Origin of the sequence: Pseudolysinimonas kribbensis (assembly GCF_039531715.1) — a bacterium.
In the GTDB taxonomy this organism is placed as follows: Bacteria; Actinomycetota; Actinomycetes; order Actinomycetales; family Microbacteriaceae; genus Pseudolysinimonas; species Pseudolysinimonas kribbensis.
Genome location: NZ_BAAAQO010000002.1, coordinates 105,201 through 119,384, shown reverse-complemented (window position 1 = coordinate 119,384; position 14,184 = coordinate 105,201). Strand labels below are relative to the sequence as shown.

At 74.6% G+C, this 14,184-nt stretch carries 9 protein-coding genes; 1 reads left to right on the top strand and 8 read right to left on the bottom strand.

Features of this window, described 5'->3' with window-relative positions:
* Window positions 1-30 precede the first annotated feature (30 nt).
* The gene (locus ABD285_RS01210; protein WP_344199590.1) at window positions 31-2,325 is read left to right on the top strand and encodes a glycoside hydrolase family 38 N-terminal domain-containing protein; all 2,295 of its coding nucleotides are present in this window, start codon (window positions 31-33) and stop codon (window positions 2,323-2,325) included.
* A gap of 78 nt (window positions 2,326-2,403) precedes the next feature.
* Here ABD285_RS01210 and ABD285_RS01205 read toward each other — a convergent pair whose 3' ends face one another.
* From ABD285_RS01205 to ABD285_RS01170, 8 genes are all read right to left on the bottom strand, one after another.
* Window positions 2,404-5,025 carry an alpha-mannosidase gene (locus ABD285_RS01205; RefSeq protein WP_284253436.1) on the bottom strand — a complete coding sequence of 874 codons (2,622 nt, stop codon included), beginning with the start codon at window positions 5,023-5,025 and terminating at the stop codon, window positions 2,404-2,406.
* Complete coding sequence (locus ABD285_RS01200; RefSeq protein WP_344199587.1) at window positions 5,022-5,627, bottom strand: D-sedoheptulose-7-phosphate isomerase; 606 nt, start codon at window positions 5,625-5,627, stop codon at window positions 5,022-5,024. The genes ABD285_RS01205 and ABD285_RS01200 overlap by 4 nt, the downstream gene beginning before the upstream one ends.
* Window positions 5,620-6,603, bottom strand: a complete 984-nt coding sequence (locus ABD285_RS01195; RefSeq protein ID WP_344199584.1) for an ROK family protein — start codon at window positions 6,601-6,603, stop codon at window positions 5,620-5,622. The genes ABD285_RS01200 and ABD285_RS01195 overlap by 8 nt, the downstream gene beginning before the upstream one ends.
* A gap of 82 nt (window positions 6,604-6,685) precedes the next feature.
* Window positions 6,686-8,539 (bottom strand): MBL fold metallo-hydrolase, encoded by a 1,854-nt coding sequence (locus ABD285_RS01190; protein ID WP_344199581.1) that lies wholly within the window; start codon window positions 8,537-8,539, stop codon window positions 6,686-6,688.
* Window positions 8,536-10,383: an alpha-amylase family protein gene (locus ABD285_RS01185; RefSeq protein WP_344199578.1), complete on the bottom strand. Its 1,848-nt coding sequence runs from the start codon at window positions 10,381-10,383 to the stop codon at window positions 8,536-8,538. The genes ABD285_RS01190 and ABD285_RS01185 overlap by 4 nt, the downstream gene beginning before the upstream one ends.
* Window positions 10,380-11,870 carry a sucrose phosphorylase gene (gtfA, locus tag ABD285_RS01180; protein ID WP_284253429.1) on the bottom strand — a complete coding sequence of 497 codons (1,491 nt, stop codon included), beginning with the start codon at window positions 11,868-11,870 and terminating at the stop codon, window positions 10,380-10,382. The genes ABD285_RS01185 and gtfA overlap by 4 nt, the downstream gene beginning before the upstream one ends.
* Complete coding sequence (locus ABD285_RS01175) at window positions 11,867-12,772, bottom strand: hypothetical protein (RefSeq protein WP_284253428.1); 906 nt, start codon at window positions 12,770-12,772, stop codon at window positions 11,867-11,869. Before ABD285_RS01175 ends, gtfA begins: the two co-directional genes overlap by 4 nt.
* The gene (locus ABD285_RS01170; protein ID WP_344199574.1) at window positions 12,769-14,184 is read right to left on the bottom strand and encodes an FGGY family carbohydrate kinase; all 1,416 of its coding nucleotides are present in this window, start codon (window positions 14,182-14,184) and stop codon (window positions 12,769-12,771) included. The genes ABD285_RS01175 and ABD285_RS01170 overlap by 4 nt, the downstream gene beginning before the upstream one ends.

Sequence of the window (14,184 nt, the reverse complement as noted above, 5' to 3'; positions counted from 1 at the left end):
GTGGCGTCGCTCGGCCCGCTCGCTGTTCGCATGAGCGCTCTCTCCCGCATCCTGCTCGTGGGCCACACGCACCACGACGTCGGCTACACCAACAGCCCCCGCCTCATCGACGGCGCGCACGCCCGGATCGTCGGCGAGGTCCTGGATCTCGCCGACGCGCACCCGGGCGCCGGACCGGATGCCCCGGACCGGTTCCGCTGGACCTTCGAGGTCGCCCGGCCGGTGCTGAACTTCCTCGCCGCCGCGAGCGATCCCGACGTCGAGCGCCTCCGGGCGCGGGTCGCCGCGGGCGACGTCGCGGTGACCGGGGGCTACCTCAACATGACGCAGCTGCCGGACGGCGCGGAGTTCGCCGCCGCCTACCGCGCGCTCGACGCGTTCCGGCGGGTCGGCATCCCGGTGCGCACCGAGCAGCACGGCGACGTCAACGGGATCGCGTGGGGCGCCGCCGACCAGATGCTCGACGCCGGCATCGACCGCCTCGTCATGGCGCTCAACCCCGACCACGGACGCGCACCGCTCGAGCAGCCGAGCCTGTTCCGCTGGGAGACGCCGTCGGGCCGGCTGCTGACCGTGTTCCTCTCGACCCACTACGGAGTGGGCGAGGAGTGGGGCGTGGTCGACGGCGACCTCGCGCGGTCGGAGGCGGCCATCCGGGGCTTCGTCGACCGGCTCACCGGGCGCGACGACTACCCGTTCGGCACCGCGGTGGTGCATGCGGCCAACGACAACCGCTGGCCCGGGATCGCGTTCCTCGACGTCGTGCGGCACTGGAACGCCCGGCATCCGGAGCTTCCGATGGCGACGGCCACGATCGATCAGGCGCTCGACGCGCTCCTCTCGGAGGCGCCGGCGGACCTGCCGGTGCTGCGCGGCGAGTGGGCCGACTGGTGGGCGCACGGGCATGGCTCGACGGCCCGCGAGGTCGCGGTCTACCGCGAGGCGCGGCGCTTCGCCCGGGCGGCGGCGGCATCGTTCGAGCTCGCGGCCTCCCGCGGCGAGCACCCCGACCGCCGGGCGACGGTGCTCGGCTACCGGCGCGGTCCGGTGCGGGTGCGCGACGCCGCCGAGCTGGCGACCGACTCGGCGCGCGTCGACGAGCAGCTGCTCCTCTACGGCGAGCACACCTGGGGCTCGTGGGAGACCTACCGGGCGCCGTTCTCGACGTTCACGCTCTCCCATCGCAATGCCAAGGACGCGTTCGCGTTCGGCGCCTACGACCTCGCGCGCGATCTCGCGATCGAGGCGATGCACCGCGTGGCGGCATCCGGCGACGGCGTGCCGATCGGCACCGGGGAGGGCATCCTGCCGGCGCACGACGCGATCCTGGTCGTCAACGCGACCGCGCACGATCGGCGGGAGCCCGTCGAGGCGGAGGTCGACGGCCGCCGACGCGTGACCCTCGTCGCGGACGTGCCCGCATCGAGCGTCCGGGTGCTGCCGATCCCGGCGCCGGAACCCGCCGCGTCGCCCGGCCTGCTGCTGGAGACCGGGCGGTACCGGGTCGAGGTGGATCCGGTGCGCGGCGGGATCGCGTCGCTCGTCGACCGCGCCGACGGACGCGAGCTCGTCGACGCCGCCGCGCCGCACGGGCTCGGCGCGATCGTGATCGAGGTGGTGCCGGATGCCGAACGCGCGCATCCGATGTTCCGTGATCCACGCGACTTCCACCCCGCTCACCCGGGGCCGCGGTTCGAGCGCGTGCACGGCACCGCGGGCGACGCGGAGATCGTGGAGACCGGCGACCTGGCCCGGCTGCGCTGGTCGTCGCGGATCGGGGGTGTGCTCGAGGCCGAGCACACCGTGACGCTGCATCGCGACAGTCCGCTCATCGACCTGGCGGTGCGCATCGACAAGCCCGCGCGGCTCGAGCCGGAGAGCATCTTCGTCGCGTTCCCGTGGGCGATCGCGGGCCCCGAGTTCCTCGTCGAGACCGCGGGGGCCGTGTTCGCGGCGGACACCGAGCAGCTGCCCGACACGAGCCGGGACTGGTACTCCCTCCAGCACGCCGTCGGCGTGCGGGGCGGGGGCGCGGCGGTGCTCTGGGGCTCGGTCGATGCGCCGCTCGTGCAGCTCGGCGGCTTCCAGACGGGTCGGTGGGCCCGGCGCCTCGATGCGCCGGCGGGGCACATCAACAGCTGGGTCATGAACAACCTGCACTTCACGAACTTCGCGGCACGGCAGGAGTTCCACGGAACGCTGCGCTACCGCTTCCGGCCGATCGCGCCCGGTGGGCTGCGGGATGCCGTGCGGGCGTTCGGCGAGGATCTCGCGCTGCCGCTGCAGGCGCGTGCGGTCACTCTCGGCGCCGAGCGGGTCGAGTAGCCGCCGTCGGCGCATCGAGACCCGGTGCATCGGGCGTGAGGTCTCGATACGCGCCCCGGGGGGCGCTCCTCGACGCGCTCACTCGGCCAGGGGGCGCTCCACGAGGTCGACCTCGACGATCGGGGCCGCGGGGTCGCGCGGCACGCGGAAGGTGCGCAGCCGGTACGGCCCGAACTCCTCCTGAATCGCCCGGCCGAGGAACGGCAGCTCGATGTGCGACAGCGCCGTCGTCCCGCGGGTCTCCACCGCTCGCACGATGACGTCCGTGCCACCGTCGGCCGCCGGATCCTCGGATCCCTTCACCGCCGTCACCATGACCGCGCCCGCTCCGTCGCTCGCGAACGAGTGCTCGGCCGGCAGCGTGCCCGGGTGCGACGACTCCTGCATGGCGCGCACGGGCTGCCCGAGCAGTGCCGCCCGCCGGGTCGGCTCCCCGGCGCGGCGGTCGCCCGCGTGCGGCACGAGCTCGTAGCTGAAGCGCTGCACGCCCTGATCCTGGAACGTGTACACGCCCTCCGGGTCGAGCAGGCGCGGGTCGTGCCAGGAGTAGACGGGGCTGCGCACCGCGGTGACGCCGATGCTCGGCCCCGCGGTCTCGGAGCCGGGCCCGGAGGCGGGGGAAGCAGGGGAGACGTCATAGGCGTGCTTGTTCGTCGTGATCACGGTCAGGCCCGCGGGGGCGCCGTCGATCGTTCCGGTCAGGTCGACCCACGACTGCGCGGGCTCCTCGGCGCCGTCGACCGGTCGCTCGATCTCGCCGAACGGGATCTCGTAGTGCGCCTGGGCGTCGTCGAGCCGGGTCGGGAAGCGCAGCTTCAGCAGGTGCGCCTGCTCGCGCCAGTCGAGCGTGACGTCGACGCGCAGCACCGGGGAATCCGCATACAGCACCAGCTCCTCGACGAGCGTCGAGTCGTGCCAGCGGCGCTCGACGCGCACGCGCGCGCGCAGCGGCCCGGTCTCGCGCACGATGATGCGCCGCAGCTCCATCGGCGCTCCCGGCCAGGCGTAGGAGACGACGCGGTGACCCCAGGTGTCGGTCGGGTCCTCGCACACCTGGGTGTGCGTGCCGTCGTCGGTCATGAGGTCGAGCCCGGTGGCCTTGTCGCGGTACGAGCGGATGGAGCCGGATGCGGGGTCGAGCTCGATGCGCACGTGCGCGTTCTCGAGCACCGTCTCGCTCACGGTGAGGCCGCCATCCGGAGCCGCCGCATCGACCGCCGTCGGCGCGTCGCCGGGACGCAGCCGGTAGAGCCGGTACCCGAGGGCGGGCACGTCGGCGCGGAAGACGAGCGCGCCGCGGGCGCCGTCATCCGTCGTCGAGACCGACTGGGTGCGCTGGTTGGCGACCGGTCGGTCGTCGGCGTCGACGACGTGCGCGCCCCATTTGAGCGGGCCGTAGTTCATGGGCACGTCGGTCGACACCGGCCACGGGTGCGGGTTGAACACCAGCACGGGCTGGGTGCCCTCGACGAACGCCACGTCGACCTGCCGGCCGATCACGTTGTGCGCCAGCACGGTGATGCGCTTGGCGATCGCGACCGCCTCGCCGAGCTGGTCGCGCGCGTCGTCGTAGGCCGACTCGATCGCCGATCCCGGCAGCACGTCGTGGAACTGGTTGAACAGGATCTGCTTCCAGGCGTGCTCGAGGTCGTCCCGCGGGTAGGCGATCCCGTCGGTCACCGCCGTGATCGCCGCCCAGCGCTCGGCCGTGAGCACCGCGTGCTGCGCCCGGCGCTGCCAGGCCTTGATGCCCGAGTGCGCCGAGTAGCAGCCCGGGGCGTGGTGCTGCAGGTCGTCGGCGCGCTCCGGCAGCTCGGCGAGGAAGGCCTCGCCGCGGGCGAGCACCTCGTCGAAGTACCTGCGGGGAGAGGACATCGTCATCCTTCCGAACGAGCCCATCCGGTCGTAGCGATGGATCGACTCGATGTTGGCCCTGGTCGGCCCGCCGCCGTGATTGCCGACGCCGTAGTAGACCATCATGTCGCCGACCCGGCGGTCGAGGGCCTGCAGCGCCTTCTCGGTCTGCCCGTCGACCGAGCCGGGCGGGCTGCCGTACTCGAAGGGGATGCGGTAGCCGAGCACGCGGCTGCCGTCCGGAGCCCGCCACCAGAACAGCGACGGCGCCAGGTCGGACTCGTGCGGCCCCGGGCGCAGGAACGTGTACGAGTCCATGCCCTGGCCCCGCAGGATCTGCGGCAGCATCGCGTTGTGCCCGAACGGGTCGACGTTCATGCCGACGGTCGACGGGATGCCGAACCGCGAGATCAGGTAGCGCTGGCCGTACAGCCCCTGCCGCACGAAGCTCTCGCCCATCGGCATGTTGCAATCCGGCTCCACCCACCAGCCGCCGGCGTTGACCCAGCGGCCCTCGGCGACGCGGGCCCGGATCTCCTCGAACAGCTCCGGGTCCTGCTCCTCCACCCAGCTGAGCAGCACGATCTGGTCGCAGGTGAAGACGAAGTCCGGGTACTCGTTCATGCGGTCGAGCACCGAGCGGAACGTGGCGCGGGCCTCCGCGTAGCCCTCCTGCCACGGCCAGAGCCAGACCGGGTCGAGGTGCGCGTTGCCGATCATGTGCAGCACACGCTGCGGCGTCGCATGCGGGCGGGGAGCCGCCGGCAGGTCGCGCGGCTGGCGACCGGCCGGCGCATTGGAGACCGGGGCACGGTCGGGCGTGGTCCCGCCCGCGGCGCGGCTCATGCGAAGGCCTCATCGCCGGCCGCCCACGCGTCGACCCGCTCGGAGATCACGTGCAGCCAGAACGTGTGCAGCTCCTGGATGCGCGGGGTCGTCGTCGAGGGGGCGATCAGGGCGTGGTCGGCGAGCTCGCGTGCCGGTCCGCCGTCGCCGCCCGAGAACAGCACGGTCGTCGCGCCGGCCTCGCGGGCGGCGCGGAGTCCCCCGAGCACGTTCGCCGAGCGGCCGCTCGTGGTGAAGGCGGCGACGACGTCGCCGGCGCGGGCGAGGCCGGTCACCTGGCGCGAGAACACGTCGTCGTAGGAGTAGTCGTTGGCGATGCAGGTCATGGTCGTGGGATCGGTGCTCAGGGTGACGGCGCCGAGCGGGCGTCGGTCGCGCTTGTAGTGTCCGATGATCTCGCCGGTCAGGTGCTGGGCGTCGGCGGCGCTGCCGCCGTTGCCGAAGGTGTACAGGATGCCGCGGTTCGCGAACGACGCGCACAGCAGGTCGGCGACCGCGCGCACCTGCGGCAGCAGCGGGCCGGCCGCCTCGGCGGTGGCGATGTGGTCGGCGAGCTGGTCCGCCATCCAGTCGCGGCTCGCGGGGGCAGGCGTGTCAGGCATGTGCGGTCTCCTTGCTGCGGGCGTCGAGCAGGTCGAGGGCGATCGCCCCCGCGCCGACGGCGCACACCTCGTCGCCGAGGCCGGCGAGCTCGATGCGGGCCGCCGCGGCGGCCGGCGGCATCGCGTCGCGCGCGACCCGGGCCCGGATCGGCAGCAGCAGGGCGTCGCCGGAGCGGGTGACGCCGCCGCCGAGCACGACGACCTCGGGCTCGAAGACATTGACGAGGTCGGTGAGCGCCGATGCCAGCACGTCGATGGTCTCGGCCCAGAGCTCGCCGGCCAGCCGGTCGCCGGCCTGTGCGGCGGCGATGACGTCCTCGGCACGGGGCTCGGCGATCCGGGCGAGTGAGGAGCCCGCGCCGCGATCCGCGACGGCCTCGGCGGCGCGTACGGCGATCGACGATCCCGAGGCGTAGGCCTCGAGGCAGCCGCGCCGTCCGCACAGGCAGACCCGACCGCCGCTGCGCACGAGAACGTGGCCGAACTCGCCGCCGTTGCCCGCGGCCCCGCGGTGCAGGCGGCCCTCGACGACGGCGCCGCCCCCGATGCCGGTCGAGACGGTCAGGTAGATCATCGTGCGGGCGCCGACGGCGGCGCCGTAGCGGTGCTCGGCGAGGGCGCCCAGGGTCGCATCGTTCTCGAGGGCGGCCGGCACGCCGAACGCCTGCTCGGCCATCCGGACGATCGGGATGTCGACCCAGCCGGGCAGGTGCAGCGGGCCGGTGAGCACCCCGGTGCTCGCGTCGAGCGGACCCCCGCAGGAGATGCCGACCGCGCCGATCGGGCCGAGGCCGGCCTGCTCGACCGCGCGATGACCCATCGCGAACAGGCGGTCGATCACGTCGGCGGGGCCGCGATCCTTGTCGGTCGGCTCGACCGTGAACGCGGACGTCGTGCCGTCCTCGGTCAGCACGGCGACCGCGAGCTTCGTGCCCCCGATGTCCAGGCCGAGGACGGGCGGTGCGGCGGAGGACACGGAGCGGCTCCTGGTGGTGGTGGCGGGCGGCGGCGCCCGAGTGTGGAAACGATCCCACACTATCCATTCGATTCGGGACGGGTCAACATGATGCCCTCAGACGGAGGGGGGGAGCGACGTCGGCGACCGCGTCCGCCAGCTGGCCCAGGCGACGGCCGTCGAAGGTGACGTCGGCCGCGAGCCGCTGCCGGCGCCCGGGGTCGCCCACCCGCACCGAGAACGTGAACCGCGCCTCACGGTGAGGCGGGATCGCCATCGCGTCGGGAGGGGATACCACCTCCCAGCCCGCGGGGAGCGCGAGCTGCACCGAGGCCGCCACCTCGCTGTCCCGTGCATTGTGCACGATCGCCACGTATTCGACGGTGTCGCCCGTGACCCACTGCCGGTGGAACGGCTCCAGGAGCACGAGGTTGCCGTCGGCCGGCGGCGCCTCGTCGGCGAGCAGCTCGGCGTGCACCGCCGCGGTCTCGGCGCCCTGGGCCGCGAGCTGATCGAGGTAGCCCTCGTCGACCCAGCGTCCGCGCCAGTGGCCGGTGACGAGAAGACCGGGCGCGACCCGCCGGTACAGCGCGGCGCTGTCGACGTAGTCGGTCGTGCGGAAGCGGTTGCGGTACTGGTAGTTCAGGATCTCGCGGGCCGCCAGCGGGCCCTCGAGCGCGGTCTGCTGGTCGCCGGTCGCGAGCACCCGCACGCCGTCGACCTCGAACTCGAACGCGGCCTGGTACAGCGTGTGGCCGGGCAGATCGTGGGTCGTGATCCGGTATCCCGACCACTCGACCGTGCCGCCGAGCTCGAGCACCCGATCGGCCGGGATCGGGTCGAACCACTGGCACGGCAGGTCGGTGCGCATCGGGTCGGCCAGGATCGGCGCCACGTGCTCCGGCAGCCAGACCTGGGTGCCCTCCACCTCGCGCAGCAGGTTGAGCCCGGCGACGTGATCGTCGTGGTAGTGCGTCGCGAGCGCGACCTCGACGCGCTCCACACCGAAGTCCCGGCGCAGGGCGGGGAGCGAGGCGAGCCACGGCAGCCGCGCGGCGCGGTCGGTGCCGGCCGGCCATCCGGTCGACACGTCGTAGCCGTAGTCGATGAGCAGCGCCCCGCCGGCGTCGTCGAGCAGCACGTAGCTGCACGAGTTCGCCGCGCGGTTGACGAGCAGGTGCTGGGTGATGCGCACGAACGGGTGGTCGAGCCAGTCGCGCAGGGCCCACGGCTGCAGGCGGCGCGAGTCGACGTAGGCCTGGGCGCGCTCGGTCAGCAGCTCGAGCGCCGGCACCGGGTCCGCGATCGGCTCGCCGTGCGAGGGCAGCACGAGCGACGGCGCCTCGCGGGCGAGCAGCATCGAGCTCAGCACGAGCATCGCCGGACCCTCGTTCTCGGTGTACGACCACTGCGTCGCGGCGAGCGACCACACGCGGCCCGGCGCGGCGATCAGGTCGCCGCTGAACGCGATCGGGCCGGCGCCCGGGTCGTCCTGCGGCTCGACGAGGTAGGTGACCGAGCCCATCGTGTGCCCGGGCGTCGGGATCGCGCGCACGGCGATCCCGCCGTACTCGACCGTGCGGTACACCGCCGCGGTGCCCGCGACCGGCACCGGCGCGAGGATCGAGAACCGGTCCTGCCGCAGGTTGTAGTCGTTGGCGAGGGTGCGGGTCGCCCACATCTCGTCGACCCGTCCGAAGAGGTCCTGCTCGGTCGGCGGCACGATGATCGGGATGCCGGCCTCGACCGCCCGCGGCAGCCCCTGCCCCTGGTCCCGGTGGTGGTGGGTCATGAGCACGGCGTCGAGGCGCTCGATGCCGAGTTCCGGCAGGGCGTCGAGCACGGCGCCGGTGCCGAAGTCGATCGCGATGGCGTGGCCGTCGCGCTGCACGACATAGACCTCGCAACTGTCGCGCACCCGATGCACGCCGGGGGCGACCAGCTCCACGGCGGTCATGCGCGCCTCCGTCGAAGGCCGGTGCGGTAGGCGCGCCAGCTGCGCGCGATCCGGTCGAGGTCTCGCGGCTGCACGCGCTCGCCGCTGCCGTCGATCGAGTCGACGTAGTACAGAGCGGGCACGCCGAGCTCCGGCTGCGCCTCGGCGTAGGCGAGCCAGCTCGCCCGGTCCGGCATCGGCCACTGGTCGGTGTCGATCGGATGGTCGGGCAGCACGGCGTGTGCGACGGCGTGCCGGAAGCGCAGCTGATCCTGCACCGGCACGAGGGCGCCCGCGACGTCGCGCTCGAGCACGTCGTTGAGCCGGATCATGTCGGTGACCGGCGCGAACGACGGGTGCATGGTGTGCGTCACGACGAGCGCGTCGGGCTTCGCCTCGTGCGCGGCGGCGTGCAGCGCGCCCACCAGGCGGTGCAGGGCGGCGAGCCCCCACACGCCGTCGTCGGCGCCGCTGCCGGGGGATGCCGCGAGCATCCGGCCCGACGGCGCGCGCTGCGTGAAGTCGACCTTGAAGCCGTCGGCGTCCAGACCGTCCGGCGCGAGCATCCGGTGCACCTGCCGGCGCAGCTCGGCGAGGTAGGCGGGATTGCCGGGGTCGGTCGCCACGGGCCGGCCCGACGGATCGCGCAGCGTGAGCTCGGGGTCGAGGCCGTCGGGATCCCACGCCTTGAACCACAGCAGCACGCGGCGTCCGGCGTCGTGCTGCGCGCGGATCCAGGCGCGCAGGTCGGGCCACTTCGCCGTGTCCGGCTCGTTCGTGCCGTAGGCGGCCTGCCAGCGGTCGTCGATCACGACCGTGCCGGGGTCGATGCCGTGCCGGGCCAGCGTCGCGAGCCAGCCGTCGTACAGGTCCTGGCGCGCGAGATCGGGGGCGGCGCCCGCTCCCTCGGGCAGCACGAACCCCGGCGGCGCCTCGGCGGGCACGATGCCGTGTGCCGCGAGATCGACGGCGTACGCGCACTGGGCACCCCAGCCGCAGAACAGGGGCTCGAGATGCCAGGCGGCACCGGCCGGCGCGTCGCCCGCGAAGCCGTGCGCCGCGACGTCGTCGCGATAGTCGGTCAACGCCGCCACCGGCGAGCCCGCGGGGCGCAGCACCAGGTCGGGGCTGGTCCAGGCGCCGCGCACGACCGTGCGCCCCTCGTACGACAGCCGCAGCAGGAACCCGCCGTCGAGCGGCTCGTAGCCGAGCGCGGTGAAGCCCATCCGCTCGATCGGCGCGACGACCGACAGCGCCAGCCAGTCGCCCGCCGGCAGGGCGGTCGCCTGCGGCGCGATGTCGCGGCCGAGCGCGAGGCACAGCGGCGCGGGCGAGAAGACGGCGTGCAGGCGTCCCCGCTCGGCGTCGCCGACGACGCCGATGCGCGCCCCGGATACCGAGCTCCGGATGCCCTGCACCGGCTCGGTCGGCGTCGGCACGAAGAGCGCACCCGCCTCGATGCTCGACCGGAAGACGCCCCCGGCGCCGTTCGCCAGCACGGCGCGGCCGCCGAGCAGCGTCACGTCGTCGAGGCGGCCGTCGCCCTCGACGTGCACGCGCAGGCGCAGCTCGCCGGGCAGGCAGTCGATCTCGACGACGCGGGATGCCCAGGCCGTGCTGCGCGCGGCGAACCGCACGCGCGCGCCGTCCGCGGTCTCGACGAGCTCGGCATCCGGGATCTCCCACGCCTCGTCGACCGCGTCGGAGCGGTCCACCGAGGCGAGCAGGGACAGGTCAGACCAGATGCGGCCGTCGGGCGAGGCGAGGCGCAGCTGCGCGCGCCCCGGCCGCAGCCGGAGGGTGTAGGCGGGCGCGACGACGCGCACCGCGGCGGCGTCGCGTTCGATGCGCACGAGGTCGGTCATCCGGCCGTCATCCCCTCCGCCGCCAGGTCGTCGATCCCGCTGATCACGCGGCTGCCCGATGCGTCGCGCAGCTCGATCTCGAACGCCGGCTCGCGCGTCGCCACGGTGAGCCGCGCCATCGCGCCGCCGGACGTGCGGGTCAGCTCGAGCCGCCCGTCGCCCCGCACACGGTAGCCGAACGCGCCGTCGAAGGCGGCGTGCCGCGTCCGGATCCGCACCAGCTCGAGGAGGGCGCGCGTCACGGGCGTCTGCAGTGCCGCCTCGATCTCGTCGGCCGGGTACACGTGCCGGTTCACGTCGCGCCCGTTGCCCGTCCGCTCGAACAGGGCCGCGTCGTCGAGTCCGCCGAGCAGGCCGACGTAGTAGAGCTGCGGTTCGCCCGGCACCCACAGCTGCACCGCGCGGCACAGCAGGTACGCGGTCCCGTCGCCGCCGAGCGCGCTGAGGAACGTCGCGTTGATCTGGTGCGGCATGGCGGCCCACTCGGGCACGACCGACGCGACGCTCGAGTGGCCGTCCGTGGCCTCGGCGGCGCGCGCGAAGACGGCGGCCATCTCGTCGGTCGAGAGCAGCCCCGGCCGGCCGGCCCCGGGACCCGCGTCGACGACGCCGATGCCGTCGTGGGTGTCGAGCACCGTGACCGCATTGTCGGGGCGGATCGCGAGCCAGTCGGCGATCCGGTCGACCGTTCCGGTGCCGAGCGAGTGCAGCAGCAGGGCGGGCAGCGCGAAGTCGTAGACGAGGTCGACGAGCGGCGCGATCGCCTGCTGCTGCGTGTAGTGGGCGTGCACCTCCACGAGCACGCGCATGCCGGCCGCGCGCACCATCGCCGCGATCTCCCGCACGAACTCGAGCGTCGCCGGCGTCATGAACGAATCCGTGCCGGGCGTCTTGACGGCGTAGCCGACGGCATCCAGGCGCACCGTCGTCACCCCGCCCTCCCGCAGCGCGTCGAGCACCCGGCGCAGGTAGGCCCGTGCCGCCGGATGCGCGACGTCGAGATCGATCTGGCTCGGCAGGAAGGTGGTCCAGACCAGGCGGCGCCGCCCGTCGGCGGCGCGGTACGCGGTGAACGGCAGGCCCGGGCGCGGGCGGTAGAACGCGGTGATCTCTTCCTCGGTGCCGCCGTCGGGGAAGACGCGGTCGTAGGTCAGGAACATCCCGTCGGCGGCGCTGTCGGCGCCGTGCCGCAGCCAGTCGGCGAACTCCGCGGACGCGCTCGACACGTGGTTCACGATGAGGTCGGCCGTGACGCCGCGGCGCTCGGCGATGGCGCGCACGTCGTCCCAGCCGCCGAGCCGGAGGTCGACGGCCGCGTGGTCGACGGGGTCGAATCCGGCATCGGCGCCGTCGAAGGGCGTGAAGAAGGGCAGGATGTGCACCCCGGCGAACTCGGCCAGCGGCCCGTCGAGCAGGGCACGCAGCCCGGCGAGGTCGCCGCCGAGCCGGTCGGCGTAGGCGAGCAGGTCGACGCCGCGCGAGCTCATGCCTGATCCCAGGGGCGGCCCTCGCGGTCGACGAGCTCGCCGAGCGCCGCGAGCCGCGGTGCGGAGATCGCGCGCAGCGCGCCGGGCACGTCGTCGGCGCCGAGCACGTCGCTCCACAGCGCCCGCCCGGCGAGGAAGCCGCTGGCCCCGGCGCGGCACGCGGCCAGCACGGCGTCGGAGAAGTCGCCGGGGGTGACGCCCTGCGACAGCACGACCCACGGCCCGGTGATCGCCTCGTCGAGCCGCCGGCTCGCGGCGAGCTGCTCCTCGGCGGTGCCGCGGCCGCCGAGCGGCACCTGCACCTTGTACAGGCTCTGGCCGAGCGGTGAGAGCTCGCGCGCCGCCTCGCGGATCGCCTCCTCCTGATCCCAGGTGCCCGCGGCGGTCTCCTCGGGGGTCGCGCGCACCACCGGTTCGAGCACGGAGAGCACCCCGCGCTCGCGGCAGAGGGCGACGAAGCGCTCCACGACCTCGTGCCGGTGCACCCGGCACTCGTCGCGGCGCCAGATCACGAGCAGCTTGAGCGCGGCGACGCCGTGCAGGTCGAATCCGGGCGCGGCCACGACCTCGTCGAGCTCGGTCTCCTCGACCGGACCGCCGACGTCCTGGGTGAGGGCGTCGGCGGCGAGGATGAGTCCGCTCGAGGCGGGCAGCAGCGCCTCGTCGCGCACCCGGTCGAAGCCGAAGTCGCGGTCGATGAGGAACCCGGATGCCAGCGGCCCGAGCACCCGTGCCACCTCGAGCTTGAACGCGACGATCGCATCGTGGCCGGGCCGGCCGCGGCCGGCGGCGTCGAACATCGCGACGAGGCTCTCGCGCTGGTCCATCGCGGTCATCGCGAAGGTGCCGCTGGCGCGGGCGATCGCCTCGAGGGTCGGGGCGGCCGTGGGGGCGGGGGTCATGAGGTCTCCGGGGTGAGGTGGTGGTCGAGGGAGGCGGCGACGAACGCGGCGAGCAGGTCGTCGGCGCCGGGGTCGAGGTCGAGCGGGGCGACGTCGACGGGCAGCCGGATGCCCGACTCGCCCAGCCCGGCGCGCACCGCCGCGAGCAGCGCGGCGCCCGCAGCGACCGGCTCCGCGATCCCCGTGGTGCGCGCGAGGAGCGCGGGGGAGAGCCGGCGCTTCGCCGCCCACCACGGTCCGGCGACGGCGTGGGCGGCACCGGTCACGACGGTGCGCGTCGCGGGCGAGCCGAGCACCCGGTCCTGTGCGGCGGCGATCCAGCGCGCCTGCAGGGCGAGTCCGGCGCTCACGGCGCGCGCGGCCACCGCCGGGTCCGTGGGGATCGAGGCGTCGGCGCCGTCGGGGGTGATCGCACGCAGCACGGCCGCGCCATCGGGTCGCGGCGCCTGCCGGCCCGCCGGCGTCGGCAGCATGATCGGACCGGCGAACGAGTCGGCGGGCTCGTCGCCGCCGACGCGGCCGGCGAGCTCGGCGAGCAGCCGGGATGCCGCCGGGATGCCGCCGACGAGCGTCTCGTACCGGCCGTCGACCGTGCGTCCGACGCTCATGCCCTCCGCGATCGCGGCGGTGCGGTCGATCTCGCCGGCGGCAATGCGCACGAGGGCCTCCGCCGTGCCGATGGAGTCGCCCGTCTCGCCGGGCTCGCGCATGCCCGCCGCCCACGTCGCCACCGCATGGTCGTGGCCCGCGATCGCGACGGGGATGCCGGCGGGCAGGCCGAGCGAGCGTGCAGCGGCGTGATCCAGCGCGACGGTCTCGCCCGCGACCAGGATCCGCGGCAGCGCCTCGCCGGGCAGGCCCGTCGCGGCGAGCAGCTCGGCGTCCCACGCCACCGGCTCCCCGAGTCTCGGCAGCGTCGCGAGCATCGTCCGCAGGGCGAGCGTCGGGTCGGTCACCGCCCGCCCGATCAGCGCGAGGGCGGCCAGCTCGGCGCCGCCGGCCCACGAGACGGCCCCGCGGCGGCCGGGCAGCGCCGCCGCCACGAGCGCACGGGTCGACTTCTCGGGGCGCGGCACGCCGGTGCGCTCGCTCAGGCCGGGCTCGACGGTTCCGCCGGGCCGCGCGGCATCCCAGCGCAGCAGTGCGCCGATCGATCGCCCGTCCGCGTCGAGCAGGGCGCCCGTCTCGGCCATCGAGGCGATGCCGATCGCCGCGACGGGAGCGCCGCCGAGCGTCTCGACCGCATCGCGCACCAGGCCGCGGACCGCCGTTCGGATCCCGTCGCCGTCGCCGGCGGTCGGTCGCCGCAGCACGCGCAGCTCCCGCACCTCCGAGCCCGCGATCTCGACGACGGCGACCTTGGTGTTGGTCGTCCCGACGTCGACGCCCAGGGCGCGGGTCACGGGGAGCAC